This is a genomic window from Chthoniobacterales bacterium (assembly GCA_036569045.1).
GTDB lineage: Bacteria > Verrucomicrobiota > Verrucomicrobiia > Chthoniobacterales > JAATET01 > JAATET01.
In genome coordinates, this window is sequence record DATCRI010000006.1 from 13967 (window position 1) to 39272 (window position 25306).

Below are 25306 nucleotides of genomic sequence, written 5' to 3' on the forward strand. Positions count from 1 at the left end.
GTGAGTGAGTGGGGTGAGGGTTATTTGACGAGCCCCTGCGCCTGAAGGATCGCGAGGAGAGCGGTCTTGAGCGCAGCGAGGTCGGCCGCGCCGGTAATGGTGTCGGCGCTGGGCACGCGAGCTGCGAACCGCGTATCGACCCAGACCCCGTCGCTTGCGACGGCGACCACGCGGCCGGCAACGACCTTGTGCGTGCTGGTCTCGGCGACCGTCTGAAAGTCCTCGACGAAGCAGTCCTTGCCGATGTCGTCCGCGTCGACGGCGTTCGTCGCGGAGTTCGCGTATTTGAAGATGCCCTTCTTGACATCCGCGGAGACGTCGCCAGCGGAGCCGCTGGAATTATCGACATCGGCTTCGCATCGGCCTGCCACCCGCAAGCCGGCGGTGTCTGCGGCCTGGACAAGATAACCACTGCTGTTCGTGGCGAGGAGGATCCCTGCGTAGAGCGCAGTGGCAGCGGCGACAGGAAGAGTGGTGACGAGGCCCGGACGCTCCGGGGTGTTGATGGCGGAAGTAGCAGGCATGGCGATTTAGGCGATTGGTGCTTTGAGTTGAGGGTTAGGCGGCCTTGTAGTCCGCCTCGGTGAGGCCGAGCTGCTCGGCAACGGCTTTATCTTCGGCGCTCATGGCGACGACCTTGTCGGCGGCATTGGCGAGGCCGGAGGGCGTGCGCTGGGCGAGCGGGACGACGCCCTCGGGGAGGTCGGCGATGACCTTGGCGAGGTGCTCGAGCGGCAGGTCCTTCACAGACTGCGGGACGAGCTTTCCTGCGCGGAGGGCGGCATCGAGCAGGGAGTCGCGCTGACCGGCCTCCATGAGCTTCGTAAGTTTCTCAACGGAGAGCGAAAGCGCCTCGACCTTCGGATCTGCGGCGCCCTCCTCCTTCTTGCTGAATTTCTCGGCGGCGGCGTTGATCTCGTCGTCGGTCGCCGTGGCGGGATCGAGGCCGAGGATGGTGCAGAGGAGCTTTTTGGGATCCATGGATTTTTCGGATTTGGCGGGTTCGTTGGTGATGGAGAGAGGGGCGAGGAATTGCGCGGAAAGCGCGGCGACGAAAGGGGAGGACTTCAGCTTGCCTTGCGTGCAGAGGGCGACGCTGTGAACGAGGACAACTTCGTTGTTCTCGTCGAGGAGCGGCGTGGGCGAGATGTCGGGGTAGTTGCGGGCGTTCGCCTCGCCGGAAGGAGTCCAGGCAAGGCCTGTGAAATAAACGCCGTCGCCCTCGATCACCTCGACAGCGCCGAAGGCGGCATGCTCGCGGGGGTCGGCCTTGAAGTTCGGGTGACCCTTCAGCGATTGATGATTGTAGTCGAAAACGATCTGGTCGAAGCCGAGGGCCTCCTGATTCGCCTTCAGGCTGGAAAGGGTCTTGGCGCCAACGAGAATCGGCTTGCCGTCGATCTGCTCATTCGCGCCCCAGTTGAAGAGCTTGATGCGACTCGGAAGGGTCTCTCCAGGGAGCGCGCTCTCCGCGGCGCGGCAAGGGACGAGCCGACCCTTTGCGGCGAGAGATTTGGCGAGCGCTGTGTTTGGCACGGCGCGCACCTTGGCAGAGGCCGCAGTCGGCCTCTAGTATGGCTGCGGAGCCTGCGAAAACTACGAAATGCCGAGCTTTCGACGGAGCGCCGCCTCCACGCGGTCGCGGCCGAGCGGGGTCAGGCGGCCACGTGTGTCGAATGGAAAGAACGGGCGATACATGCGCCCCTTGCCGGCCTGATGATAGACGGCGTAGGAGCGATCCGTGCCGATGGTGACGGCGCGATTCGAGAGCGATGTGATGCGCGGCGACCGCGCGAGGACGGCATCGCGAATGAGAACGGCCAGGCTCTTGCGGCGGCGGGCCTTGTCCTTGATCGTGGCCGGCGAGAGCGACGCCCAGGGCGCGGGGCGCACGGCGGACTCCCGGAAGGCCCGCTTGGCAAGACTCTCGATCACAAGCCCGGCGGCCTGGAGTGCGGGCGCGGCATCCTTCGCAGCTTTGAGCTTGCGCACGATGTCTGGCGAGATCTGGTCGCTGTCGCGGCGGAGTGTGAAGAAGGGCATCAGATCTCGATCTGTGGATAGACCTTCACAAAAACCCTGTGAATGGCCTGCCGATCGGCATATCCCGAGTCCACTTGAATCACATCCGCTGATCCGAGAAAGACGACTGTCTTGCCGGCGTGATCGGCCGCGGGAGACTCAACCCGATCTCCAGGCTTGTAGGGCGACGAAGGGCCGCGGAACGTTAACGTGAAATCCGATTTCATTTCGAGATGCGCTCAGGAGCGTCCCCATGCGTCTTCTCCAAATTGGGACCCCACTCGCCAAGAATCACGAAAACGCTCGCGCCGGCGGGCACGAAATACGCTCCAGCTTCCTCCCGGTCGTAGCCATCATCCCAAACAAAAGTGACGTCAGAGGCGCCGGAATTTTTCAACTCGTCGAGCTTTTGGATCAAGCGATCAATTTTCATTTTCAGGTTATTCCATCTCGACCACGTCACTCTCGCCGTCGATCTGGCCGAGGATCTCGGCGGCGACTTCTTCGTTGCCGTGCAGGAGCGCGAGCGCGGATAGGGCGTCGTGGCGCTCCATCTGGCCGGCGGCATACGCATTTTGAATGTCGAGGGATTGCTCGTTCATCAGGCCCATCCTTTCGCGGTGAAAAATGCGTCCATCGCCTGGGCGATCGGCGCGAAATCATGCTCGTCCCATTGCCGCCAGGATTCAAGACTCTGACTGACGGCATCGAGATCGCGGAGCAGTTCCTTGTCGCCGGAGCGCAGGGCGATCCATTGCGCGTAGGCGCGGGCGAAGATTTCGTGGCGCTGGAGGAAGTAGGCCTTCCGCTTCATCGGCAGGTGACTGGCGATGATCTCGCCGACGGCCTGCGACTTGCCGGCGGCGGCCATAATGCCGGCCAGCCCGCCCGCGTCGGAAGCGAATCGCCCGGCCTTTCCGAGCACCTGATGATCGAGAAAATGCCCGATCTCGTGCGCCGCCGTGAGGCGTGGCCACGGGCCGGAGATCCGCACGCCAATGCCGCCGGCCGAGCCGTCGTGGCGGAAGCGGTATTCGCCGAGGGCGGTCTTCCCCGTCTTCGCGTCGACCGCGATCTTCGGCAGCGCGCCGTCGTCGTGCACGGCATCGATCGCGGCGAGCGTGGTCTTCACGATCTGGCGGATCTGAGGGCCGCCCTGGACGGAGAGCGCGGCGCTCACGGGCGCGGAGCGCTGCCGGCCGGGCACGGCGCCGGGCGCCGGCGTGGCCCCGGCGGCGGTCTTTGCCAGCTTGCCGGAGGCGACCAGCGCCTTGCCGCCGAGCCACTCCCAGACGGTGGCACCCGCCTCGGGAATGCCGGTGGCCTGCGCCCACTTCTCAAACTTCGCCCACACGTCCGCATCATAGCGAGCCCGAAGCGTGTCGAGCGGGATGCGCAGTTCGCTCGGGCTCCATTCGTAACCGTCGGCCTTGCCCTTCTCGCGCTGGGTGCGGAGGTCGAAGATCTGGTTCGGACCGAGCACGAGCTTGCGCTCCTGTTCGACCTTTGCAAGGGCGGGGCCGTCGAGCACGTCGCGCTCCTCGAGCGGCCGCTTCGCCTCGGCGCGGCGCAGGTCATCGACTTCATCTTCCATCATGGGGACGACCTGGCACCGGCAGCCCCATTCCCACGGCGGGAAGTGATTCTTCCAAAACTCCGAGTTTGCTGGCAACACCTTACCGTCGAGCGCGGCGTGCGTGTCGCGCACTTTCGCGTCGCCCATCGATTGATATTTCCAGAACGGGAACACGTCGCGCTGTGCATCCATCGTGCGATAGCTGGCGGCGGCATAGGCTTGGAAGCCGTGAATCCGCAGGAGGAGCTCCGCCCGGCCCTCGGCGTGCCGGCGGGCGTCGTCCTTGGTCATATAGATCGGGTTTCCGTTCTCGTCGTAGCCGGCGCGCTTACCGACGAACGATGGCGCGATCTCGTCGACAATCTGCCGCTTTTGCTGATCCCAGTCCGCCCCCGCCGGAATCTCGGCGACGAGATCGCGAACGCGCTGGAGCGTGTCGTGATGCTCGATTCCCGCCATTGTGAAGGCGCGGGCGCGCAGCTCCGGGAGCAGCTCGCCGAAGATCTTCGCGGCGATTGCAGGCTTCGCCTTGATAAAGGCAATGGCCTCGTCGTGCGGCGTTGGCTCGAGCAGGAAATCAGGCATGGTCAGTTGAGATGAGGCTTGGCGGATTCGACGAGTCCCAGACTCCGGAAGAGGTTGCGGGCGTTGGCGTGGCCGGCGTGGCCGCGCCAGGCGGGCAGGAAGCGGTCGATGGCGGCCTGATCGCCGCGCGCGCGGAGGATGCGTAGCGTGCGTTTGGCGCGCTTCACGCTGTCGCGCCGCAAGAGGCGGTGGGTGGGCCACATGCGGAAGCCGAGGAAATTCACGCCCCGGCTGATCGGCTGAATACTCCATTTGGAGAAGCGCAGGCCCATGACGTCGGAAACGACGCGGTCGATGTGGCCCTTGAGGAAGTGCAGCTCGTCGAGGCTGCTCGCGAAGATGACGGTATCGTCCATGTAGCGCGTGGCCGTGGTGACGCCGGCTTCGTGGACGAGGAATCGGTCGAGAATGTGGCCGTAAAGATTGGCGAAAAGCTGGCTCGTGAGATTTCCGATGGGCAGGCCGCGCCCTTCGGTGGGGACGATCGCTTCGATGAGGCGAAGCGTGCGTGCACAGGTGATCTTGCGGCGAATCTCCCGGTGCAGGACGGCCCGGTCGATGGAGGCGAAGTATTTCGAGAAGTCCATCTTGAGGCAGAAGACGGGGCCGCGCTCGGCGAGGCGGCGCATGTGCATCTGGGCGCGATTCGCGCCGTAGTGCGTGCCCTTCCCTTTCCGGCAGGCGGCGGCCATCGGGAGCAGCATGGCGTCGAAGATGGGCTCGATGACGTTGCAGAGCGCGTGCTGGACGACGCGGTCGTAAAACGGCAGAGCCATGATCTCGCGGGCCTTTGGCTCGAAAACCGTGAATGTGTGGTAGGGCGGCACGACGTAAGTCTCCGCCTCCAGCGCCCAGGCGATGCGCGAGAGATTTGCCTCGGCGTGCTCTTTGAACTGGAGATGGCCGGGCGTCATGCGCTTGTCGCGACGGGCACGGCGGTAAGCCTCGCGAAGATTGTCCGCGTCGATGATCTGCTCGAAGAGATTGCGGTGTTTCTTGCCCATTACGCGGCCTTGAGTGCGTTGATAATGTCGGTCGCGACAGGCGGACAAACGGCGTTTCCGAGCATCATGAGCGCGTCCTTCTGTCGAGTTGGGAGTTTGTAGACGGCAGGGAACCCCATGGCTTTGCGGCATTCCTCTATGGAGAACATCCGCATCCGATCTCCATCAACAATGGCCCATCGATCACGGGTTGTGATTGTGCCGACAGGCCGCTGGAGCGAGCGGCCGCCACGCTCGTTCCCGTAGTAAGCAGTGAGGAACCGTGCACCATGAGTGGCGCGCCCGGCCTCGACTCGAGTGAGCGTTGCGCTTGAGCGACCCGGCTTGTCGACCGACGACCAGCGTCCGGAATTGAAATCGACGATATTTTCCGCGCCGACGTGCTGCCGAATTGGAAGCTTGAGTTGCAGCGGCGAAGCGCTGCGCGTGCCAATAATAAAGACTCGGCGGCGATGCTGCGGCACGCCGAAATCGGCAGCGTCCACAATGTGAGGTGAGAGCGAGTAGCCGAGCGCCTGCAAGGCGATGGACCATGCCGGGTAGAGAGCCCATTTTAAAAACTCGGGAACATTCTCAACGACGATGTGGTCCGGTTTGTGGAACTCGGCGCAGGATACAACAGCCCACGCGGTGGAGCGCTGTTTGTCGTGATGGGGCCGGTCCTTTCCCCGCGCGCGCGTGTGTCCTTGGCAGCATGGCGAGGCCAGAAGGACATCGTGCTTCGGAACGGCCGACCAGTCAGCTTGATGAAGATCCTGACACGAATGTCGGGCATGCGGGTGATTGGCATGGTGATATTCCACGGCGGCCGGCCAGTGGTTGGCCGCCCAGACGACTTGAACTCCGGCAGCGCTTGCGCCAGCGGTGAAGCCGCCGAGGCCGGAAAATAGATCGATCGCGGTCATTTCGGGCAAAGCGAGGCGCGAGATTCGACGACGGCTTTCGCCGCGCTACTCCTCGTTTTCCTCATGGGGTTGGGTGTTTGCCGAAGCGGGATGAACGGGCTGACCACCTGATTTTTCAGAAGTCGGCCCCGGTGGCCTGGAGTTGACCGGGCCGGGAGCGAGAGACCTGTTGACGTGGAAGTCACAGCGGCCGCGAGCGCCGATGTTGTCGTTGGAGTTGTTGGCGTTGTCGTTGTTGAGCCGGCGAGGGCCAGCGTCGGACGTCCTCCAATTGCCGCTACCCCGTTCATCCCTTTTTCGCGGCCTCCCTCGCCGTTTTGATCCACGCGCCGAGCATTTTGCCGACCTCCGCCAAGTGAACGGCGGCCGTCTTGTGCTGGTTCTGCGAAATCAATTCCCGTTTGGGAGCGGCGAGGAACCGCAAATAGAACCGCAGGAGGCCGAGGCCGGCGTCTGCGGTGTAAAGTCGTGAGAGTTGCCTGGATTTGCCGGCCTCGACGAAAAGCTCGACCTGACCGAAGGCCGCTCGCTGCACGGCGTCGCGCAAGATGGCATGCTTGCGCGGGATGCCGAGCAGGATCGGATAGACGTAGTCCAGGAACGTCTCGTAGCGCTCGACGATGGCGAGCTGCTGGTTGCAGACGTATTCGTCCTGGATGAGTCGGGAGTCGGGTTTCATTTTTCGTCGCGCTTCGCTTTCGCTACGCGCTAGGCAAGGATCAGGTGGTCACAGCGGCCGCGAGCGCCGATGCCGCCGTAGGAGACGCTGGCGAAGACGTAGAAGAGCCGGCGAGGGCCAGCGTCGGACGTCCGCCAATAGCCGCCCAGGATGGCGATCCATCCCGAGGGGCGGATGTCGCGACTCCAGGTCCACATGCAGCCGGTCACCTGTTCGACGCCGACCGTGCTGCGCAGGCCCTTGATGTGACCGGTCTTTTTCGGGTCCTTGCCGGCAGACTGATTTTCGACGACGCCGATCGCGGCCAGCTCGAACTCGGCGGCGCTGAGGAGCTGCTTGCCATGAGCGGCGAGCAGATCCCGAGCGGTCCAGAAATTGAACCGTTCAGCGCGGATGCCAGGGCCGACGAGCGGCGGATTGTCGCCGTCCGCGATGACTGCTCCGGCTCGACTGGTGCCCTCGGTGAAGGCGTTCGCGCCGGTGAGGTAGATGTCGACCCAGAACGTGTCGCCGACGAGCACCATGCCGCGCGGGTCGGGTGCGGAGGGGCGGAACGCGGCGTCCCAGATGGAAGCCTCGACGATCTTGCCGTCGAGGCCCACATGGAACCCGCCAGCGGCGTGCTCCGTGACAAAGTCCTCGTCGTAAGGCGCGGCCTCCGCCCGGAGTTTCCCGGCCTTTTCGACGAGGAGGTAGTCGGTGCCTTTGGCGAGAACCTTCGGAACGATGATCTCGGCGGCTCCGGGAATATCTTCGATTTCGACGCCGGGATTCACGGCGAGGTTGCCGCTATCGTTCACGTAGAACGCGCGGGCGTGAGTGTTTGGTTTCGTGAGTGTTTTCATGGAATTGGATTTTTGGAATTTGCGGCGGACGCGCTTCGCTTTCGCTACGCGCTAGGCAAGGATCAGGTGGTCACAGCGGCCGCGAGCGCCGATGAAGTCGTTGGAGTAGTAGGCGAAGTCGAAGTCGAGCCGGCGAGGGCCAGCGTCGGACGTCCTCCAATTGCCGCCCGAAAGGAGTGCGTAGCGGTCGCTGTCGATGTCGCGCGTCCACGTCCACATGGCGCCCGTGACCTGCTCAAGGCCTACGGTGCTTCGCAGGCCGTCGACGTGAGCAGTCAGCTCGGGGCGCTCGCCGCAGGTCTTGCCTTCGGTCGCGCCGGCCGCCGCGACCGAGAACTCGCCCGCGCTCAGGAGCTGCTTGCCCTGGGCGGCGAGCAAAGCGGTCGCGGCCCACCAGCTGATGTCTCGCGCGATCTTCGCGCCAGGGCGGCTCGTGCCGTCCTCGGCCGTGAGGTAGATGTCCACCCAGCCGACGCCGGGCACGAAGACCATGCCGCGCGGATCGGGCGCAGACGGGCGGAACTTCGTGTCCCAGATCGAGGCCGGCACGATCGCACCGTCAAGGCCGACGTGGAAGCCGCCGACCTCACCAGGGATGCGAGCCATGCTGGCCGCCAGATCGCCGGAGTCGGTGGGGTGAATCGAGTAATCGACGCCTGGCGCGAGCGCGGGCAAGGCGACGAAGGGATTGATCGGCGGGATGTCGTCGAAGGTGACGCCGTCTTTAATGACGAGGCCGCCGCCTTTGACCTCGAAGGCGGGGGTGAATGGGTCTGCTTTTGATGTGATTTTCACTGGTATGGTGTTGGTTGCTCCCGACGCACCATGCCGCCGGGAAATTGGTTACTCTCGGCAGCCTTCGCGACAGGCGCGCTGGAGCTGGCCAGGGAGTTCGTTGAAGGTTTTGTCCCGATAATCGGCAGCGTGGTCGGGGTATTGGTCTTCCAAATAGGCGCGCCACCCGGGCGGAGCGGCGTCTACTGTTTTACTGGCGCCGGCGGCTTTTCGCGCGCCCTTGCCGCGCATCATGCGTGCCTCGGCGACATCGCTCTCGAATTGGTCGGGCTGGAGGAGATTCACCAGGCGAAGCGCTCCCGGATTGCGCTTGTCGCGCTCTATCTGGCTGCGGAGATAGACGCAGACGATGCGGACATCCTCGCCGATGGCATCCGCATCGCGGCCGCGGTCGACGTAGAGATCCCACCACAGGCGTTGGAACTCGGGACGGAGCGCGAGCGGCAGGCCGGAGTAGCGGCAGAACTTCGCATGGAGCCCGGCGACGATTGCCGGGCCGTCCTCAACGTGGCTCTCGCCGCGCTTCGCCGCGGCCTGTAGCGCGTTTTCCGGCGCTAGGTGCCGCTGGACAGCGGAGGCAGCGGCTTCTGCGGAATTTCGGGGCTTCATGGAATTGTTGATTCAGCTCCAGGGCGCGCGGAATTTCTGGACGCGCTCGGGCGTCCAAAAATCGGGATCCTTGGTGGCCTCGAGATGAGCGAAGAGAGAGTCAATGCTCACAAGGATCCTCCCAGGCGAAGGCTGAGAGCCGTCGACGAAGCCGGCCGTGATGAGGCGGCGGATCGTGTCGTAGCTGATACCGACGAGCTTCAGGATCTCACTGATCGGGACCTGGGTGTCGTAGATCCGGACAACTGGCGCAAAGGTGCCGTCGCCAAGTTTCTGCCAGGTGAAGACCCCGGAGCGTCGCGACTCCGGCGCCTCGGTAAGATAGACCGCCTTTTCGCCAGGCGCGGCGGAGACAGTCGTTAGAGACTCCCCTCGCCGAAAACACGGCGTCTTCCCGGTTCCGTTGGCGCGAGCGGGCATGTTGATGATCGCGACGTCGTTCTTCATAGGAGGTTGAGCTGGCGGGGGACGGCTTCGGCTTTGCGGCGGTTGAACTCGTGACGAGCCTCGACCCACGAGAGCGCCTCGTAGGTGCCCTCCCGGCTGGAGGCATGTCGGTCGGAATCTTCGACGGGGTGGGCACTGCCGCCTGCGGCGGATCGAGGAGCGAGGGTGACAAACCCGATCTGGCAAAGCTCCGTCACGCGCGGGCGGACGTTGAGGATGTCCCAGCCCATCGCCTTCGCGAGGTCGCGCGTGGTCGCCGGGCCATGGCGAAGCAGGGCCATGTAGACGGCGTTCCGGTCTTTATTGAGCCGGCCGGCAATGTCCTCCCAGGTCGCGTTGCGGTAGTCGATGGGCTGCATGGTTCAAAACGGAATGTTGCTGTCGTCGACGTCGGAGAAGTCCTCGACAGGCGCGGGCAGCGGTGCGCGGCGAGGTGCGGCGGGTTTGCGGTTCCGGATGGTGAAGACCAGACGCCAGAGCTGCTTCTCGGAGGCGTCTTCGAGCGAGCAGCGGTATTGCGTGCGGCAGATCGCGGCGGCGTAGGCTGGCGACAGACCTTTCGCGGCGCACTCGTGCATGAGCTTGTGGAGAGCGACGCGCTGCGGCTCCGTCTCGCGACGCATGTGCGCCTGCATGGCGGCGACGGGCTTGCCGGCAAGGTCGAGGAAATGGGCCTTCAGCGGCAGGTAGTCGCCTTGCGAGGCCTCGCTGATGCGCCGTCCGCAGCATTTGATGGCTTGGGCGTGCCGCCAGAGATCGAACTTTGTCTCACCGCGGACGATCTGCGGCTGTTTCGCGAAGGCCTCGCGAGAGAGCATGGCGAGGCGCTGCTTCTGCTGGCTCGAGAGCGGGGCAGCGACGCAACTGCGGTCGACGGAATCGGCTGGCACGCGGGAGTTCACGGCAAGACTTCCTCCAGGGCTGCGGCGAAGCGCTCGTGCAGGCGACCTTCTTCGACCTGATCGAACGGGCGAGGCGTGAAGCCAGCGTAGATGCCGCCGAGCGTGCGGCTAATGCGTTGCGAACGCTCGGCGTGCCAATCGCGAAGCTCCCGCAGGACGGCGATGGTTTTCTCGTCCATGGTCAGAACCTCCGATGCGGGGGGATGTGCTGGCCGCGCTCGCGGCGTGGGCGCCAGAGAATTGCTCCGACGGCGAGGCCGGCGCCGATCTGCACGAGCGAGAGCGCGAGCATCACGGCGTAGCCGGAGAAGGTGAACTCGGTGAGAGAGTCGAGGATCTGCTTCATGGCTGGGAGGATTTCGGGTTGCACCGGGCGACCAGCCACTCGGCGAGGTCGGCTGGACCGTGGAAGTTGCGGACGTTGAAGGCGCTCTTGATCGAGATCATCGGCGACTGGAGGTCGAACCGGATGCTGACCGCGAAGTCGTTCGTGCCGGCATTGCCGAAGGCCGTGGCCTCGCGAATGAGCGCCTCCAGGACGAATTGCGTGACCTCGCGCTCCGAGAGCGGCTCGGCGGGCGGCAGGGTGAGGGCGCGGCGTGCGCGCACAGTGGCGCTGGCGGCGTTCATGCGTTTGCTAGATCGAGGTTGATCTGACGGTAGGCGCCGGCATCGTCGCGTTTGTAGATGCGGATATAGCTGCGCGTGCTGCTCACCTGAAGGCTGTCGCCAATAGCCTCCATGGCGCGTGCCCAGCGACCGTCTTTGATGTCGAGCTTTCGTAAACTCAGGATGCGAGCGGTATCGATCTTGCCCGTGCGGTCGACCTGAAAGGCGTCGCCGATGAGGGTGACGATCTCGGGACGAGCCCCATCAGCCCATTCCTTGAGACACTCGTCGATCAAGGCCTTGGCGGCTTGCAGGCGCTCGTCGAAGACGAGCTGATCGGCGATCGCGCGGTGAACCTTGATGCTGCCGTTGAAGCTCACGAGCGTGAGATTGCCCTTCTTTCCTCCGATGGTGGCCCCGTATTTCTCGGCGCTCAGTTCGGCGAAGGCCTCAACGTCGCCGAAGGCTTTTTGGCGGAAGGCACGGAGGCGATTGTTGATGTCCTCCGCGATTGCGAGGAGTTCCGCGAGCAGGCAGTCGCGCTCTTGGTCGATGGGCTTGATCTGTGCCTCGGGGATGAGGCGGCCTTTCGCGTCTTCCCGGTATCCGACGGGGAGTTGAGTATTTTTCATTTGGCTTTCGGTTTAGGTTTGCGGCGGGGGTGAATAAGGCCTGCCTCAGCCAGGGCGACGGTGGCGTTCGCCAGAGCGGGGATGCAGTCGGCGCAGACGGGGCCGAGGGCGTCGTCGACGATCGGCGCGCCGTCCTTGCCGCGAGCGGCGGGTTCGTCCTCGCAGCACAGGCAGAGCGGGACGTTGGTGCCGGGGATCGTGGTCGTCATGCCAGGCTCCTTTCCTCGGTGGCCGCGCGGGCGGCGAGGATACGGCGGTTCGCCTCGCGCACGCGGCGCTCGTGCTCGGCCCGGCAGCGCAGGGCGCGCTCCCAGGCGAGTTCCTTGCCGAGGGTGTCGATGTTGAACCGGCGTTTCTTCGCGCCTAGCTGCACGCAGAAGTAGCGGCGAGGCTTGCAACCGGGGCCTTTGCGCTCGCGGCTGTAGCTGATGCCGGCGACGCCGGTGCGCGACCGGACATCGGTCGAGCGCACGGTGCGCAGGTATGGCCCGCGCACGGCGACCCAGTGCCCGCCGGACTTCTTGCGACCGGCCTTCGCGCCGCGCAGGGCGTCGGGATCGGGCAGCTCGAACCGCGGACGCGTCGCCGCCTCGGCGCGGCGCTCGGGATCGTGAGCAGTCATGCTAGACATGTCTCAAGCCCCCCCCCCCGCACGGTTTTGCGGGCGTCGTCGACAGAGGCGACGGCCTGCTGTTTCACGAACTTCTCGACGCGTTCCTCGATCTCTTCGAGGAACGCGGGCGAGACGCGATTGGCCTTGATGCCGAACTCTGCGCAGGCCGCCAGGGCGAGCCGACGAACCTCGGAGAAGCGGAGCAGGCGTCCGGATTTGGCTTCCGCGCTCATCGGGACTCGACCTCCTGCGAGATGGCGGTAGACCAGCAATTCAGATCGGGTCCGGCGGTGCCGTCGGCGAGCTTCACGACGCGGGAGACCACGTCGCGGACGAATGCGAGATTCCCGAAGGTCTGCACCTTGCTCTTGATGAGCTTGATGGCCTCGGCGACGCCATCGACGGCGGCGACCTCTCGCGGCTGCATGCCGGCGAAGGCGGGCACGCGGCGAGCGATGAGTCGCAGGATGTCGTTTTCCCGGGCCGTGCCGAAGCGAAGGCGCTCGGCGAGGCGGTTGCCGGTGAGCTGGCGGGCCTCCTCGTAGGCCTCGCGCTGGAGGCGCTGCCAGAGGGTGCCGTAGGCGGCGGCGATGAACTCGCCGGGGGTGAGGTTGATGAGCGTCTTGAGCGTGTTGAGGCAACGCAGGCCCATGTGGTGGGCCTCGTCGATCGCCACGCACACGCGGGTCTGCCGCAGGCGCTGGATCACCTTTTCCATGCGATCGACGGCGAGCGTGGGCTGGTCCTTAATGCCAAGGGCGGTAAGGATCGCGCCGAGGAAGGCGTTCGGATTGTCGTTCCACACCTCCATCGCCTCGATGAGGAGCACCCGCGCGCCGAACTTCGCCTGGAGCGCGGCGAGCGACTTCGTCTTGCCCGCGCCGGTGTCGCCCTCAATGAGGATGAATCGGGCGTTCCCGCTCTCGCGGGCGGTCTCGGCGAAGGCCCGCTTCAGCTCGAGCACGGTGGAGAAATCCTCGTAGGTTTCGTCGGCCGTGGTCTCGCTGCTGGCGAGGCTCTCGATCACCGCCCAGACGGCGCGGTAGTTGTCGAGCTGCCGGTCGAGATCGAGCTCGAGCAGGTCGTTGTTGCAGATACGTGTGTAGGTCTTCGTCGAGCCAAGCCCGGCGAATTTCTTCACCATCGCGTTGTCGGACAGCCGCTCGGCGGTCTGGTATTCGCGAATCTGGAGGCCGAGCTTGACCAGCTCGGCGGCGTCGCGGGTGTCGAGAAGCTCAGGCGCCATGGCTGCGAGCGGAGTTGAGGGTGAAGGGAGCGCCGGTGATGAGCGCGCCCAGGCCGCGAGGCTCGATGCTCTTCGCCGGGCGCGGCGTGGCGTGGAGCCCGGCGAGTTTTTGCAGCCGGCGGGCGTCCCGCTCGAGGCGAGAGATTTCAAATTGCTCGTGACGCACGGCTCGCGCCAGGTCGCGGCGACGCTGGCGCGCCTGCCGGACGAGTCGCGCGGCGCGCCAGTTAAGGATGAGTCGGATGAGGGAGTTCACTTTTGGTTCCTTTCTTGTTGGGTTTTGGGTTGAGAAATCAGACGACGAGGAACTCGCCGTTCTCCTCGGCCTCGCGCTCCATGCGCTCGACCTCGCGGCGCAGGGCCTCGTCGGCGTCGAAATCCATGCCAGGGCGGGTGCTTCGTTTCGCTGGTTTGGTCGTCTCGGGCGCAGGCGCGATGTCGCCGCCGCGCACGGACGGGGCGCTGTCGATCTGCGCGGTGCGCCCGGCGCCGTCGCTAGCGCGGGAGGCCTTCGCGATCGTGCGGCCGCCGGTGCCGAGGGCTCGGTAGTCGCTGCGCACGGCATCTTTGAAGCCTTTCTGCCGGTCGAGCGCGCCGAGCATGGCGGTCGCGCCGCGACCATTTTCCATGTCCACGCCGAGCGCGAACTGCGGGCAGCCGTCGACGTGCGCGGCATGGCCGAGCACCTGGTTCGCCCGGCGGCCGTCGGCATGAACGAGCGTCGCGCCGGCCTGGGCGGCCTCGCGGTCGAAATAGACGGCGAAGCGCTCGCCCTCGTGCCGCCAGAGGTCGGGATGGTGAAACCACCAGGCGCCGCGGCTCTTGTCCGGCCGGGTGAAGCGCACCATCACGTGCCCCTTGCTGGCGGTGATCTGCGTGCGGTTGCGGGAGAAAAGGTGGGTCTGCTCGGGGGTGAGGCGGCGCAGGCGCTGCTCCGCGCCGGAGGCACGCCACATCTCTTCGGGCACGCCGTGGTAGAGCGTGCCCTCGACGGGCTCGCTGTTGATGTCGTGGAGCGAGGCCTCGAGGCGGGCGAGGATTTGCTCGTGGCTGAGGAAGTAGTCGCGCGGATCGCGGTGGCCGTTCCGGCACGCAGTCCAGATCTTGTTCGTGGCCTCAAACTCGCCGCGCTTGCGCCCGATCTGGCCCTCGATGTCGCTTTGGAGCGTCTGGAGAAAATTGAAACGGTTCTCGATGATCTTCGTTGTCGGCGACTGCGAGATAATCATCTTGAGGCCGAGGGCATGCAGGCCGCCGAGGCGCTGCTCGAAGGGCGTGTGCCCCTGCTCGATCGGCTCGCCCTGGAGCTGGTGCGATTGCCAGGTGCCGCGCTCCCAGCGCTCGCCGATCATTGGCAGGCCGATGTCGCGATACGACCGGCCGACCCATTGCCAGAGGTCATCCGCACGATAGCTGTCGCGCAGACGCACGAGCAGCTCGAAGGAAAGGAACCGCAGCGAGCCGACGTCGATCTGCGGCAGGAACTGGCCGCGCGCCAGGCGCACGCCGAAGCGGTCGCTGCACGGGTCGCCGCCCCACGGCCAGTCGATCCAGAACAGAAAGTTGGCCGACATGTCGTCGCGCTCGAAGAGGTCGCCGGGCTCGATGCGGCGCTCGCGGCCGGTGGCGTCGAGGTAGGTAAGCGTGCGCGGGCACACGAAGCTCTCGCGCACGGTGCGCGTGGGGCTGCGGTGGAAATCCATCACCGCGCCAGGAACGCGGGCCTTGAGCTGGTCGCGCAGGGTCTTTGTGAGCGTGTGCTTGCTCGCGCGCTTTTTGAGGATGGCGTCGGCCACCTCCGGCCGGCAGCGCGGATCGCGGGCCAGCTTGCGCAGGGCGGTCGTGCCGCTTTTCGTCTTCACGTAGGCCTGCCCGGCGATTTGCAGCTCCTCGGGATTCAGCACTGCGAGCGGCTTGCGCCCACAGTTCGCATAGTTCTCCTCGAGGGCCTCGGGACCGAACTTCTCGACCTTCGTCCGCCAACGCAGCTCCGTCGCGGCATCCACGCCGACCTGCCGGCAGGCCGCCGCGCGGCTAATGCCGTAGTCGCGCATGGTGTGCTCGACGGCGGCGAGGATGGAGAGCTTCGTCTCGGCCAGGGGAGAAAGGCCGACAGCCGGGTTGGCATTATCCCCCCCGAAACTCGCCTCCCCGGCTGCCGGTGATTCTGAAAAAGCCGCGGAGGGAGCCGCGCATGGCGTCTCGCCATCGGATCGGCCCAAGCTCTCGGGTTGGGGACGGCCCCCTCCGCAAATTTCGACGGCGCCGATCATGGCCGGCCTCCGATCCGCAAGGTGTCGATGCGGTTTTTGATCCAGCGCACGAGACCCTTTCGCGCGGCCTTCTTGGCCGACTCGACCGCGAGGACGCACCGCAGGAAGGCGATGTCGGCCTCGTCGCGGAGCTGGCGCTTCGCGGTGGCGACATCCCAGCGCAGGATCTTGCGCGCGGCGGCCTCGCTCATGCCCGGCCTCCCGCCTTGATGGCTTTTGCGATGGCCTGCTGCACCTCTTCCGGCCACGCGAGCACGGCGCTCGCCGCCTCTTCCTGCACGGCCAGACGGGCGCTGCCCTCGAGCTTTTCCCAGCGCTGGTCGAAGCGCTTGTTCAGCGCGGAAAATGTGTCGGTGATGAGTTGGTAGGGGCTGCGGTCCTGCCGATCGCTGCCCGTCGTGGCCTCGCTGCTCGCGAGCCCGGCGACGCAGGCGCCGAGGCCGATCTCGCCGGAGAGAATGCGCGGTTCGAATTTCTCGCGGAGGTCGGGACGGCGGGTAAAAACTTCCCACACTTTGCCGGCCTGAAAGAACAGGTCGCGCGAAAACCCGAGACGGACAGCGATCTCCTCGACAGAAATCAGAGTCGACTGAATCGACGCTGATTTTCGATCACCGCCATTTTTGGGACGGGACGAGGCCGCCAGCGGGTAGGCCAGATAGGCAAGCGCGCCTTTCCCGTAGTGGCGACGATGGACGAGTGTGGCAAGGATGATGCCCGGCGCGTCGACCTCCTCGACTTCCTCGACGGTCACCTCGGTGAGGCCGGCGGCACGCGCCGCACGGAAGCGGTTGCGCCCATCGACGAGGTAAACATAGCCGGGCGCGCCGCCACCGTTTTCGAGAGCGGTGACGATGAGCGGCTGGTCGATGCCGCGGTCGGCAATGTCGTCAGCCAGCGCTGCGAACTCGCGAGAGTCCTCCGGCATGAGGCCGGGCAGGCCCTGCACGAGCCGGTGAAACAAAATGTGGTCGATGGGGATGGTGCGAGTCATGACTTAGTTGGCAAAAAGCTGGTCGAGGCGGAGCTGCTCGTGCTCGGCGCGCTGGAGGTGGAAAATGGCCTGCGTGGCGGTCTCGTGGAGTTCACCGCCTTCTTCGGCCAGATCGGCGACACCGCGGAGCACGCGGAGCTGATTGCTGGGAGAAAGGTCGTGCCGCGTCGCAAGGGCGCGGGCGATGACGTAGTCAATGTCCGGGGAGCGAGTCATGTGAGCTGGAGTTCTTTTTCGATGGCGGCGCGCACTTCCCGGAAACGACCCTGGTTGATGGCGACCGACACCGTCGGGCGGGGGCGGTTGATGCGGCGGGCCAGCTCGGCAATGGTCATCCGATTCCGGCGGAGGAGGGCCAGAAGGACCTTGTCCCGGAAATCTTCTTGCATGCCTGAGGCAATTTGGTTAACGCCTGTCATCGCTTACGAGCGTCAACCTTATGACCAGTCACAACTCAGTCAAACAAAAAGATGTCTGAGGGAGAAAAAATTTCTGACCGAGTCCGCGAGGTCATGGAAAAGTATAACCTCAATCAGACTGAGACCGCCCAGCAACTCGGTCTGACGAGCGGCTCGTATGTGTCTCGAATCCTGTCTGGAGAAAGGAAAAATCTTTCACGCCCGTTGCTGGAGCGGCTGGAAATCCTGGAGAAACGCGGACCTGCCCAGACAATGACGCAGTCACAATCCGTGCGCGACGTTCGAGCCGACGCTATGACTCGCAGTGCCCGCTCCCGGCTGGAACATCGTCGCGTCGAGGCGGGGTTCTCCCGACAGGCGCTCGCGGAAGCGATCGGCTCGACCGTTGGGCATATTCAGGCCCTTGAGGAAGGGAGCGCGCGAATTTCTCAACGCATGGCAGAAGCCATCGTGAAGGCCATCCCCGCCCTCGCGCTCGAGGACCTGCTCGACGGCAGCGACCATCCGCCCACGATCGGCGGAAAGGTCGGCGGTTTCGGACGGAAGCCGGATGTCGCGACACCGCCGGACGTGGTCGCCCGCTACGTGCCGCTGATCTCCTGGGCGCAGTGCGGGCACCTCACCGACTTCGAAGACATCTACGACTATGAAGGTTATGTCGCCTTCAACGTGCGCGACACCAAGGCCATCGCCGTCACACTCAAGGGCGATTCGATGGAGCCGCGATTCCGCGAGGGCGACGTGGCGATTCTCTATCCCTCGCGCAAGCCGCAGACTGGCAATCTCGTGATCGCGAAGATTCGCGACGAGGGCGTCGTCTTCAAAAAATTCCAGATCCTTTCGCGCCAGCCCGCGCGGTTCCGCTTCATCTCCGAAAACCCAAAATACGAACCCATCGAGCGCGCCGAGGAGGAGATCGAGTGGATCTACCCCGTCGCAAACGTCGTCAACAACACGCTATGAAAACCGCCTTCGCAGTCATTACTCTCGCATTTGCCGCCGCCGCTCCGCTGTGGGCCGCCAACCCGCTCGCTCCTGGCACTCGACTGAAGACGCAACCAAGTTCCGTATTGACGGTTAAGCAGGTCATTCCCGGTGAGGGGGTTTTGGCGGTCGTCTCTCTCAACAAGGATATTCACGGGAATGTCTCGACAAGCGGGCTGATCTTCATCGCGTGCTCGACGAACGGAGTCATCGACGGACAGACACTCAAGCCTGTTCCGCCCATCGTGGCGACGGCGGAGAGCTTCTCCTACGAGACCGTCGGCGCTGGCACGAAGACGGTGCAGAAATTCGCCTTCGCGCGGTAGCGCTTGAAAAGTCTCTCCCGCTGGCTCCGCTGCCTTAAATGACGGCGACGGTCGGGTCGGGCAGCGTGGCGGGCGATGTTCGCCCACCTTCTTTTCGCCCAGGCCATCGGGGCGCAATATAACCTCGACGCGAACGGCGCGGTGCTCGTCGCCGTCTCGGTCGTGGCGACCCTTTCCATCGCCGGAGCCGGCGCGCTGATCCTTGCCGCCTTCCGCCGCAAGCCTTCTCCTGACAAAGAGGTCTCCGACGAGATCGCCGAGGCAATCTCCGCCCTCGAAGTCCGCGTCGAGAAGCGCATGAGCGACATGGTCGCGGAGGTGCATCGGCTCAATGCCGAGAGGCGCACGACGATCGCGGGTTTGTTCACCAAATTCGACGAGCTGCGCACCGACACCGACGACCGCCTGCGCATCCAGGCAACGACGATGAGCAAGGGCTTCGAGGATCTGCACCGGTCCCTCGGCCGCATCGAAGGAAAGGTGGGCTAAATGAGCGACGCTGCCCTTGCTCGCAAAGAAGAGTGCCGCCACGCGGTGCTCGCGTTCCTGGTCGATCGGCCGGTCGTTAGCCATTCCGTTGCCGCCATTCGTCGCGGCATCAATCGCGAGGGCGGCGACTTTACCGAGCCAGAGACTCGCGAGGGCGTCGAGCTGCTCGTTGGCCTCACGCTGGCGAAAGACGTTCCGGATCCGCTCGGCTCCACGCGCTACTACCAGGCAACCTCCGCAGGCGTCCTCGCGCACGAAAGGGGGCGGGCGTGATTCTTCCGAAAGGCCGCCTCCGCCGAGTGGTGGAGATCAACGTGAACGGCATCCTCGCCAATCCCGGCACGGCCGACGGCTGGTGCGACCGCGCCGTTACGCTCGCGCACACGAAGTTCGGCATCCACGGCGAAAAGTGGGAGCACTGGAGCGGCCTGCTCACCCGGCACGTCTGGCAGGAGAAGCGCGCGATCGGCGTGGCCGCCCTGGCGGACAAATACCTCGCGAGCGGCTGGCAGGTCTTCCTCCGTGGGCACTCGAACGGCTGCGACGTGATCTGCCGCGCGCTGCCCTACCTGCGCCACGGCGCCATCGCGGGCGCGCAGCTCGTCGCCGCCGCGTGCGAGGCGGATTTTTCCAAGAACGGGCTGAACGACGCGCTTGTCTCCGGTCGGCTCTCGCGAGTGGTGCTCTGCTGCTCTGCTGACGATCGCGCGCTGTGGGCGGCGCGCATTACTCACCCCCTCCTCAATCTAGCCGCCAATGGCTACGGCAGCCTTGGATTCACCGGCCCGCTCGCCGTGGCCGACGCGATCGAGCACCGCGTGCGCACGCACTGGCGCCCGGGCTTTGACCACGGCACCTGGCTCAACGCCGAAAACCTCTTCGGCACGATGACGCTGCTTCACGCATGAACTCGCGTCTCTTCGCCCTCATTTGCCTGCTCGCAATGGTCGTGATGTTCGTCGTCCTCTGCTTCGGCGGCTGCTCGAACCTCGACGACTACGACCGCAGTTACTCCCTGCGCTACGCCGACGGCGACGAAAGCATTGGCGCCAGCATGACTCTCCACCCGCGCAAACCCTACGCCGACGCCCTGCGAGTGCCGCTCCCGCGGCCGACGCCCTCGCTCGATTGGAAGAATCCCGACTTCTACCCCGACTTCGCCACGCCATGACGCTCAACCCTCGATCCATTCTTGTCGACATCGCTGCCGCCGAGCTGGGAGTGCGCGAGACCTCGCGCAACCACGGTGAGGGCATCGCGAAATACTGGCTGGAAACGAGCTACGGCGGCGACGGCTACCTGAACCGCGAGCCCTACTGCTCCGCATTTGCCTGCTACCTCGTGGCCGAAGCAATTCGTCGCGGCGCAGCGCTCGGCGTGACCGCAGCCACCCGCCCGGAGGAGGCCGCGGTGCGGAACTTCGTCGCGTGGGCGCGCAAGCCTGCCAGCGGTTGTAAGGTCTTCGCCCCGCGCGATGGGCAATTCTTTCCGCAGGCCGGCGACTTCGTCTGGTTCAGCTTCGGCGGGGATCACCCGGACCACATTGGCCTCGTCGAGGACTTCGATGGTGCGCTCGTTCGCACGATCGAGGCCAACACCGGGCCGGATGGAGGTCGCGACGGCGACGGCGTCTATCGGAAACGCCGCGCGCTCGCCCTTTGCCGCGGTTTCATCCGCCTGGCATGGAAAGCGAGGTCCGCATGATCGAGATCGCCCAGCTTGTCGCCGGCCTCGGCATTGTCGGCTTCCTCCTTTGGCTCGGCCACGTCCCGCGCGCATGAACCTCGAGGCGCTCCAGGCCATGTGCGAGTCGAAAAACCGCTACCCGACGAAGAAGGCAGCCCGCACGGCGATCAACGCCGCCCTGCGCCGCCGCCGCAAGCGCCCCGAGCACCTTCGCGAATACCAATGCCCCGTTTGTAACGGCTACCACCTCACCCACAAATCATGAACTGGCCCGAATCCTTCGCAATGGTCGCCGCAAACATCGCGGCCGTCGTCATCTTGTGGCGCATCCTTAAATGACCGATCCCGCCCCAACGCGCACCGGCAAGATTGCCTCGCTGCCTGCCCGCATCCGCGAGCAGGTGAACCAGCGCCTGCACGACGGCGCCAGCGGGCCGCAGATCCTTGCCTGGCTGCACACGCTCCCTGAAGTGCTTACTGTGCTCGACGAGAAATGGAGCGAGCAGCCGATCAGCCCGCAAAATCTCTCGGAGTGGCGCGGCGGCGGCTATCAGGACTGGCTACGCAAACGGGAGAATATTGCCAACATCAAGCTCCTCTCCGACTACTCCCTCGAGATCGCAAAGAGCGCCGGCACGTCAATCTCGGACGCTGCCGCCGCCATCGCGGGCGGCCAGATCCTTGAGGCGCTCGAAAAAATCGGCGACGCGCCCGACGGCGAGGAGCGCCTCGTCGGTCTCTCGCTCGCCATCGCGAAACTCCGCGACGGCGACAGCAAGATCCTGCGCGCCCGCATGAGCGAACGCGCCGCCGAGCAGAAGGACCGTCAGCTCGACCTCGACGAGCAGAAGTTTCGCTACCGTGTCGCCGAAGAATTTGTGAAGTGGGCGAAGACTCCCGAGGCGCAGGCTATTCTCAACTCCGCCGACACGGAGGCCGTGCAAATGGAGAAACTCGTGCAGCTCGTCTTCGGCGAGCGGCCGGAAACCACGATCGAATGAAGACGATGCCTCTGAGCCCGCCCGCGACCGAGGCCGAACTCGATCGAGCCTCAACGATCTGGACCGCTGCGCAAGACGCGATGGTCGAGCGCGGCTTTGGTCGCCACCTCTGGGGCGCCCAACAGCAAGCAGGGCACGAGTTCGTCGTGCTGATGCTGAGGGAGGCGGCAAAGACGCCATGAGTGACGCCCTCTCCAATCCCATCGCCGGGATGCATTGGCAGATCGCCATCAATGGCCGTCGCTCCGCAAACGGCCGGCCGCTTTCGGAAAATCACCGAGGCGATATTGCCGAGGCCGATCAGAGCCTCTCCATCTTCGACGCCGCGCGCTCGCTGCTCGACTACGCAGAGCGCGATACATCCGTCGCGTATCCCACCGCGATTCAAATCACTCTTGGTCGGCCGGAGGATTTTTCATCATGAACGCCCCGCTCATCAACCTCCGCGAATATGCGAAAGAGCCATTCTGGAAGGACGACCTTGGCATCATGTTCTGGATCTGGCGCCGGCAGGCGGGGAAGTCGTTCACCGCTGCCGCAAAAGCGCTCCGTCGGATGATGGAGATCCGCGGGCTCCTCTCGGTTTTCTGTTCGGCCTCAGTGAATCTCGGCGTCGAGTTCGTTCGAAAGGAGGCGCAGATCTGGGCTCTAATGCTCGACACCTATCGCAAGGCGGTCGCCGCGCAGGGGCTGATGTTGACGAGCTCGGCGGACAATGATCGGGGCGAGCTGCTCGACATCGACGCCATTGCCGATCTCTTCGAACACCAGAAGCTCGAAACGAAGATCTGGCACGATCGCACAACATACTCGCGCTCGATCGTCGTAGCGCCGAATCCCGATACCGCCGTAGGCTGGACCGGCGACATCTGGTTCGACGAGGTCGGACGCATGCCGGAGTTCAAGGATGTGCTCGAGGCTTGCCTGCCCTTCATGTCGAGCAACCCGCAATTCCGACTGCTCGGCATCACGACTCCGCCGCCCGACGACCAGCACTACTCCTGGGAAATCACGATGCCGGGCGAGCAGGAGTTCAAGACGAACCCTCGCGGAAACTGGTATCGCAGCCAGGCCGGCTACCTTTGCCATCGCGTGGATGCCTGGGATGCCCACGCGGCCGGCGTGCCGATGTATGACGACCAGACCCGCGAGCCGATCACACCCGAGGAGCATCGCCAGCGCGCTTTCGACAAGACAGCCTGGGACCGCAACTTTGGGCTGAAGTTTATCACCGGCGGCCAGGCGGCCGTGAGCCTCGGCGCTCTACAACTCGCCATGGCCGGCGGCCGCGGCCAGTGCCTCGGCATCGACGTGACGGAGGAAATCAACATCGCCGCATGAGCAAGACCCGCCGCAGCGTCCCACTTTCGGACATCCTTCCGCGCGATCTGCCGGCTTTGCTCCACGAGCACAGCCGTCTCGGGATGGGCTACGACATCGCGACCACGACGAAGGAGAAGAGCAACCCTTCCTCGCTCTCCGTGGTCGAGCAGATTGGCCTCGACTACTACGTGCGACTCATCCTGCGCTGGAAGACGGCGGACCCTGCCGTTGCGCGCGCGGTCATTACCGCCGTCCTCATGCTCATCGCCCCGCGCCGGCCGGTGAAGCTGTGCGTCGATGCCTCGAACGAAAAATACTACGCGGCTGACCTCAAGCGCGATCTCGCCGGAATCGTCGTCACCGACCTCGTTGTCTCCGGCGAGGCGACCGAATACCTCGGCGAAAAAATGTCGTTCAAGACCTACCTCGGCAACCTCCTCGTGCATACGATGGAGGAAGGGCACCTCTTCCTGGCCGATCACGTTTGGATCAAGAACGACTTCCGCCTCGTGACGCGTGATCGCGGCGGGTTCGTCACCGAGGTCGATGCTGGCGGCAACCACGGCGACACCTTCGACAGCACGAAGCTCGCGCTGCACGCTCTGATCGGGCCGGGCGGCCCGGTCACAGCCGCCGCGGCGGCAGTTGGAAACTTTGCCCGCCCGTCGACGGGCGGTCGCGTGCTCCGAAATCCCTACGCGCACCTCTTCAACCGTCAAACATCCCGAGTCAATGCCTAGCCTCCGCGAGCGTCTTGCCACCTATTTCACGAGCCTCCTGCCCGTGCGAGTGCTCACTCGTTACAACATGCGCAACGAGCCCGCTTTCGTTGCGAATCAGCTCGATGTCGACCGTCTGCACGACATCCTTCGTCAGGCGGAGGGTGGGGATACCCGCGCGCTCTTCGCGCTCTACCGCGACGTGCTCCTTTCCGACTCGCACGTGCAGACGGAGTTCGCGAAGCGCAAGCTCGCTGTGCTCGGCGAGGCCATGTCGATCACCCCTCGCGACAAGAAAGTGCCGGCGGAAGTCGAGGCAGCCAAGTTCATCGAGGGATTTCTCGACGGCATTCCAGGCTGGCTGAAGGCCTGCTCGCATCTCCTCGACTCAGTCCTCTGGCCCGTCGCGATTCTTGAAAAGGTCTATCGTGTCGAGGGTGGCGCCTACGTGCTCGACCGCCTCGTCGTGGTGCCAGACCAACTCCTCGACTACTCGACCGGAAGCCTGCGCATCCGAGACACGGATGATGCCGGCAATGTGCTCGGCACGACTCACGAACCGGACCGCACACGCTATATCATCCATCGCGGGCACCTTCTGACGACGGCAGACAACTGGGGCGGCCCGATGCGCTCAATCCTTTTCTGGTGGCTCCTTGGCAACATGGATCGCGATTGGTGGGCGCGGTTCCTCGATCGCTACGGCTCACCCTTCCTTGTCGGCCGCTACGACGTGGGCGACAATGATTCCCGGTCGGTGCTCGAGCGGGCGTTCTCGCTCGCGACGAAGCTGGGCGGCCTCGTCGTCACGAAGCAGACGTCGGTCGAACTACAGCAGGCGAGCACGCAAAGCGCTGGCGATGCCTTCGAGAAATTCCACGCCGTCAGCCGGCGCGAAATTTCGAAGCTCATTCTTGGACAGACCCTCTCCGCCGACGCGCAGGCCACCGGGCTCGGGAGCGGCGTCGCGAAGGAGCAGGGGAGCGTGCGGAACGACTTCAAGCAGTTCGACGCGCGGATGTTGTCGGAGACCCTCGAAGATCAGCTCATCAAACAGGGCCTGAAGATTAACGGCCGTGCCGGCGTGCGCGTGCCGCGGGTAAGCTGGGGCGGCGAATCCGCCGACGAAGCGAAAGCAACGGGCGAATTGCTCCAGAACCTCAGCCAGGCAGGACTCGAAGTTGACGACTCCGGCATCGAGACTGTCTCCGATCGGGTCGGCATTCCTCTTCGCCGGGCGAGCCGGCCGCAGGCTCCCGTTGCATTGCCGCTTACCGCGCTTTCCGCGGCGAGTCCACTTCTCGTTGCCTCCCACGATGCGACCGACGCCATCGCCCGCGCCGGTTCCGCGCCCCTTGCGCTAGCCTTCCGCGGCAGCCTCGCGCCGATCCGGCGAATGATTGAGGAGAGCACGAGCCCGGAGGACCTGAGTCGACGAATCCTGGAAAACTACCCCGATTGGCAGGCAGGCCGAGTCGCGGCATTGGCCGAGCAGGCGCTGATCGCTTTCGCCGCCAACGGATGCGCCCGCGCGGCGCGCGACGTAACGACATCGACCTGACGGCCGGTGGCGGAGCGGACGTCGACCGGGCAGGCCCGAGTGAGCCAGATCTCTTTCATGTC

45 protein-coding genes are annotated in these 25306 nt (G+C 64.8%); 14 read left to right on the top strand and 31 right to left on the bottom strand.

The annotated features are described in order from the left end of the window. Positions 1–20: 20 nt before the first annotated feature. The 31 genes from VIM61_00470 to VIM61_00620 all read right to left on the bottom strand — a co-directional run bounded on the left by VIM61_00470 (position 21) and on the right by VIM61_00620 (position 17548). Positions 21–524, bottom strand: a complete 504-nt coding sequence (locus VIM61_00470) for a hypothetical protein (GenBank protein HEY8898875.1) — start codon at positions 522–524, stop codon at positions 21–23. Between the two features lie 34 nt (positions 525–558). Then, entirely contained in the window at positions 559–1536 is a 978-nt protein-coding gene (locus VIM61_00475; protein HEY8898876.1) for a phage protease, read from the bottom strand. 60 nt (positions 1537–1596) lie between these two features. Next, positions 1597–2043, bottom strand: coding sequence for a phage virion morphogenesis protein (locus VIM61_00480; protein HEY8898877.1), 447 nt, complete (start codon positions 2041–2043; stop codon positions 1597–1599). Next, entirely contained in the window at positions 2043–2249 is a 207-nt protein-coding gene (locus VIM61_00485; protein HEY8898878.1) for a hypothetical protein, read from the bottom strand. The genes VIM61_00480 and VIM61_00485 overlap by 1 nt, the downstream gene beginning before the upstream one ends. After that, positions 2246–2455 (bottom strand): hypothetical protein, encoded by a 210-nt coding sequence (locus VIM61_00490; GenBank protein ID HEY8898879.1) that lies wholly within the window; start codon positions 2453–2455, stop codon positions 2246–2248. The genes VIM61_00485 and VIM61_00490 overlap by 4 nt, the downstream gene beginning before the upstream one ends. A 7-nt stretch (positions 2456–2462) precedes the next feature. Beyond that, on the bottom strand, positions 2463–2624 hold the full coding sequence (locus tag VIM61_00495; protein HEY8898880.1) for a hypothetical protein: 162 nt from the start codon (positions 2622–2624) through the stop codon (positions 2463–2465). Further along, a complete protein-coding gene (locus VIM61_00500) occupies positions 2624–4183 on the bottom strand; it encodes a phage minor head protein (GenBank protein ID HEY8898881.1) in 1560 nt (519 codons plus the stop codon). The genes VIM61_00495 and VIM61_00500 overlap by 1 nt, the downstream gene beginning before the upstream one ends. Positions 4184–4185: 2 nt before the next feature. Then, positions 4186–5187, bottom strand: coding sequence for a reverse transcriptase domain-containing protein (locus VIM61_00505; protein HEY8898882.1), 1002 nt, complete (start codon positions 5185–5187; stop codon positions 4186–4188). Next, complete coding sequence (locus tag VIM61_00510; GenBank protein ID HEY8898883.1) at positions 5187–6092, bottom strand: DNA cytosine methyltransferase; 906 nt, start codon at positions 6090–6092, stop codon at positions 5187–5189. The genes VIM61_00505 and VIM61_00510 overlap by 1 nt, the downstream gene beginning before the upstream one ends. A 286-nt stretch (positions 6093–6378) precedes the next feature. Continuing rightward, positions 6379–6771 (bottom strand): diversity-generating retroelement protein Avd, encoded by a 393-nt coding sequence (avd, locus tag VIM61_00515; GenBank protein HEY8898884.1) that lies wholly within the window; start codon positions 6769–6771, stop codon positions 6379–6381. A 29-nt stretch (positions 6772–6800) separates the two neighbouring features. Then, positions 6801–7616, bottom strand: a complete 816-nt coding sequence (locus tag VIM61_00520) for a hypothetical protein (GenBank protein HEY8898885.1) — start codon at positions 7614–7616, stop codon at positions 6801–6803. Positions 7617–7667: 51 nt separating this feature from the next. Then, the gene (locus VIM61_00525) at positions 7668–8411 is read right to left on the bottom strand and encodes a hypothetical protein (GenBank protein HEY8898886.1); all 744 of its coding nucleotides are present in this window, start codon (positions 8409–8411) and stop codon (positions 7668–7670) included. Positions 8412–8459: 48 nt separating this feature from the next. Beyond that, positions 8460–9020 carry a hypothetical protein gene (locus VIM61_00530; GenBank protein HEY8898887.1) on the bottom strand — a complete coding sequence of 187 codons (561 nt, stop codon included), beginning with the start codon at positions 9018–9020 and terminating at the stop codon, positions 8460–8462. A gap of 12 nt (positions 9021–9032) precedes the next feature. Then, positions 9033–9467: a hypothetical protein gene (locus tag VIM61_00535; protein HEY8898888.1), complete on the bottom strand. Its 435-nt coding sequence runs from the start codon at positions 9465–9467 to the stop codon at positions 9033–9035. Further along, the gene (locus VIM61_00540) at positions 9464–9826 is read right to left on the bottom strand and encodes a hypothetical protein (protein HEY8898889.1); all 363 of its coding nucleotides are present in this window, start codon (positions 9824–9826) and stop codon (positions 9464–9466) included. The genes VIM61_00535 and VIM61_00540 overlap by 4 nt, the downstream gene beginning before the upstream one ends. 3 nt (positions 9827–9829) lie before the next feature. Continuing rightward, positions 9830–10357 carry a hypothetical protein gene (locus VIM61_00545; protein HEY8898890.1) on the bottom strand — a complete coding sequence of 176 codons (528 nt, stop codon included), beginning with the start codon at positions 10355–10357 and terminating at the stop codon, positions 9830–9832. Between the two features lie 8 nt (positions 10358–10365). Continuing rightward, on the bottom strand, positions 10366–10548 hold the full coding sequence (locus VIM61_00550) for a hypothetical protein (GenBank protein HEY8898891.1): 183 nt from the start codon (positions 10546–10548) through the stop codon (positions 10366–10368). A 2-nt stretch (positions 10549–10550) separates the two neighbouring features. Continuing rightward, entirely contained in the window at positions 10551–10715 is a 165-nt protein-coding gene (locus VIM61_00555; protein HEY8898892.1) for a hypothetical protein, read from the bottom strand. Continuing rightward, positions 10712–10999 (bottom strand): hypothetical protein, encoded by a 288-nt coding sequence (locus VIM61_00560; GenBank protein ID HEY8898893.1) that lies wholly within the window; start codon positions 10997–10999, stop codon positions 10712–10714. Before VIM61_00560 ends, VIM61_00555 begins: the two co-directional genes overlap by 4 nt. Then, positions 10996–11610, bottom strand: a complete 615-nt coding sequence (locus tag VIM61_00565) for a DUF3164 family protein (protein ID HEY8898894.1) — start codon at positions 11608–11610, stop codon at positions 10996–10998. The genes VIM61_00560 and VIM61_00565 overlap by 4 nt, the downstream gene beginning before the upstream one ends. Further along, positions 11607–11819 (bottom strand): hypothetical protein, encoded by a 213-nt coding sequence (locus tag VIM61_00570; protein ID HEY8898895.1) that lies wholly within the window; start codon positions 11817–11819, stop codon positions 11607–11609. The genes VIM61_00565 and VIM61_00570 overlap by 4 nt, the downstream gene beginning before the upstream one ends. Further along, positions 11816–12232, bottom strand: a complete 417-nt coding sequence (locus VIM61_00575; protein HEY8898896.1) for a hypothetical protein — start codon at positions 12230–12232, stop codon at positions 11816–11818. Before VIM61_00575 ends, VIM61_00570 begins: the two co-directional genes overlap by 4 nt. Further along, entirely contained in the window at positions 12229–12456 is a 228-nt protein-coding gene (locus tag VIM61_00580) for a hypothetical protein (protein ID HEY8898897.1), read from the bottom strand. Before VIM61_00580 ends, VIM61_00575 begins: the two co-directional genes overlap by 4 nt. Continuing rightward, positions 12453–13469, bottom strand: a complete 1017-nt coding sequence (locus VIM61_00585; GenBank protein HEY8898898.1) for an ATP-binding protein — start codon at positions 13467–13469, stop codon at positions 12453–12455. The genes VIM61_00580 and VIM61_00585 overlap by 4 nt, the downstream gene beginning before the upstream one ends. Then, positions 13459–13725: a hypothetical protein gene (locus tag VIM61_00590; GenBank protein ID HEY8898899.1), complete on the bottom strand. Its 267-nt coding sequence runs from the start codon at positions 13723–13725 to the stop codon at positions 13459–13461. Before VIM61_00590 ends, VIM61_00585 begins: the two co-directional genes overlap by 11 nt. Before the next feature lie 37 nt (positions 13726–13762). After that, positions 13763–15691 carry a hypothetical protein gene (locus VIM61_00595; protein HEY8898900.1) on the bottom strand — a complete coding sequence of 643 codons (1929 nt, stop codon included), beginning with the start codon at positions 15689–15691 and terminating at the stop codon, positions 13763–13765. Positions 15692–15738: 47 nt separating this feature from the next. Beyond that, on the bottom strand, positions 15739–15933 hold the full coding sequence (locus VIM61_00600) for a hypothetical protein (protein HEY8898901.1): 195 nt from the start codon (positions 15931–15933) through the stop codon (positions 15739–15741). Continuing rightward, positions 15930–16736 (bottom strand): ParB N-terminal domain-containing protein, encoded by an 807-nt coding sequence (locus tag VIM61_00605; protein ID HEY8898902.1) that lies wholly within the window; start codon positions 16734–16736, stop codon positions 15930–15932. Before VIM61_00605 ends, VIM61_00600 begins: the two co-directional genes overlap by 4 nt. A 3-nt stretch (positions 16737–16739) precedes the next feature. Beyond that, positions 16740–16952, bottom strand: coding sequence for a hypothetical protein (locus VIM61_00610; GenBank protein HEY8898903.1), 213 nt, complete (start codon positions 16950–16952; stop codon positions 16740–16742). Continuing rightward, positions 16949–17125, bottom strand: a complete 177-nt coding sequence (locus VIM61_00615) for a winged helix-turn-helix transcriptional regulator (protein HEY8898904.1) — start codon at positions 17123–17125, stop codon at positions 16949–16951. The genes VIM61_00610 and VIM61_00615 overlap by 4 nt, the downstream gene beginning before the upstream one ends. 291 nt (positions 17126–17416) lie before the next feature. Beyond that, positions 17417–17548, bottom strand: coding sequence for a hypothetical protein (locus VIM61_00620; protein ID HEY8898905.1), 132 nt, complete (start codon positions 17546–17548; stop codon positions 17417–17419). Positions 17549–17590: 42 nt separating this feature from the next. Between VIM61_00620 and VIM61_00625 the strand changes: the two genes are divergently transcribed. The 14 genes from VIM61_00625 to VIM61_00690 all read left to right on the top strand — a co-directional run bounded on the left by VIM61_00625 (position 17591) and on the right by VIM61_00690 (position 25244). After that, positions 17591–18118, top strand: coding sequence for a S24 family peptidase (locus tag VIM61_00625; GenBank protein ID HEY8898906.1), 528 nt, complete (start codon positions 17591–17593; stop codon positions 18116–18118). Continuing rightward, on the top strand, positions 18115–18465 hold the full coding sequence (locus VIM61_00630; protein HEY8898907.1) for a hypothetical protein: 351 nt from the start codon (positions 18115–18117) through the stop codon (positions 18463–18465). Before VIM61_00625 ends, VIM61_00630 begins: the two co-directional genes overlap by 4 nt. A gap of 75 nt (positions 18466–18540) precedes the next feature. Then, the gene (locus tag VIM61_00635) at positions 18541–18954 is read left to right on the top strand and encodes a hypothetical protein (protein ID HEY8898908.1); all 414 of its coding nucleotides are present in this window, start codon (positions 18541–18543) and stop codon (positions 18952–18954) included. Continuing rightward, the gene (locus VIM61_00640) at positions 18955–19227 is read left to right on the top strand and encodes a hypothetical protein (GenBank protein HEY8898909.1); all 273 of its coding nucleotides are present in this window, start codon (positions 18955–18957) and stop codon (positions 19225–19227) included. Beyond that, entirely contained in the window at positions 19224–19862 is a 639-nt protein-coding gene (locus VIM61_00645) for a hypothetical protein (GenBank protein ID HEY8898910.1), read from the top strand. Before VIM61_00640 ends, VIM61_00645 begins: the two co-directional genes overlap by 4 nt. Continuing rightward, on the top strand, positions 19859–20125 hold the full coding sequence (locus tag VIM61_00650) for a hypothetical protein (GenBank protein ID HEY8898911.1): 267 nt from the start codon (positions 19859–19861) through the stop codon (positions 20123–20125). The genes VIM61_00645 and VIM61_00650 overlap by 4 nt, the downstream gene beginning before the upstream one ends. Next, positions 20122–20658, top strand: coding sequence for a CHAP domain-containing protein (locus tag VIM61_00655; protein ID HEY8898912.1), 537 nt, complete (start codon positions 20122–20124; stop codon positions 20656–20658). The genes VIM61_00650 and VIM61_00655 overlap by 4 nt, the downstream gene beginning before the upstream one ends. Before the next feature lie 73 nt (positions 20659–20731). Continuing rightward, positions 20732–20905, top strand: coding sequence for a hypothetical protein (locus VIM61_00660; GenBank protein ID HEY8898913.1), 174 nt, complete (start codon positions 20732–20734; stop codon positions 20903–20905). A 70-nt stretch (positions 20906–20975) separates the two neighbouring features. Then, complete coding sequence (locus tag VIM61_00665; GenBank protein ID HEY8898914.1) at positions 20976–21641, top strand: hypothetical protein; 666 nt, start codon at positions 20976–20978, stop codon at positions 21639–21641. Then, complete coding sequence (locus VIM61_00670; GenBank protein ID HEY8898915.1) at positions 21638–21823, top strand: hypothetical protein; 186 nt, start codon at positions 21638–21640, stop codon at positions 21821–21823. The genes VIM61_00665 and VIM61_00670 overlap by 4 nt, the downstream gene beginning before the upstream one ends. Next, the gene (locus VIM61_00675) at positions 21820–22065 is read left to right on the top strand and encodes a hypothetical protein (GenBank protein HEY8898916.1); all 246 of its coding nucleotides are present in this window, start codon (positions 21820–21822) and stop codon (positions 22063–22065) included. Before VIM61_00670 ends, VIM61_00675 begins: the two co-directional genes overlap by 4 nt. Continuing rightward, entirely contained in the window at positions 22062–22982 is a 921-nt protein-coding gene (locus VIM61_00680) for a hypothetical protein (protein ID HEY8898917.1), read from the top strand. The genes VIM61_00675 and VIM61_00680 overlap by 4 nt, the downstream gene beginning before the upstream one ends. After that, positions 22979–23704: a hypothetical protein gene (locus VIM61_00685; GenBank protein HEY8898918.1), complete on the top strand. Its 726-nt coding sequence runs from the start codon at positions 22979–22981 to the stop codon at positions 23702–23704. Before VIM61_00680 ends, VIM61_00685 begins: the two co-directional genes overlap by 4 nt. Then, positions 23697–25244, top strand: a complete 1548-nt coding sequence (locus tag VIM61_00690; protein ID HEY8898919.1) for a DUF935 family protein — start codon at positions 23697–23699, stop codon at positions 25242–25244. The genes VIM61_00685 and VIM61_00690 overlap by 8 nt, the downstream gene beginning before the upstream one ends. Positions 25245–25306 lie beyond the last annotated feature (62 nt).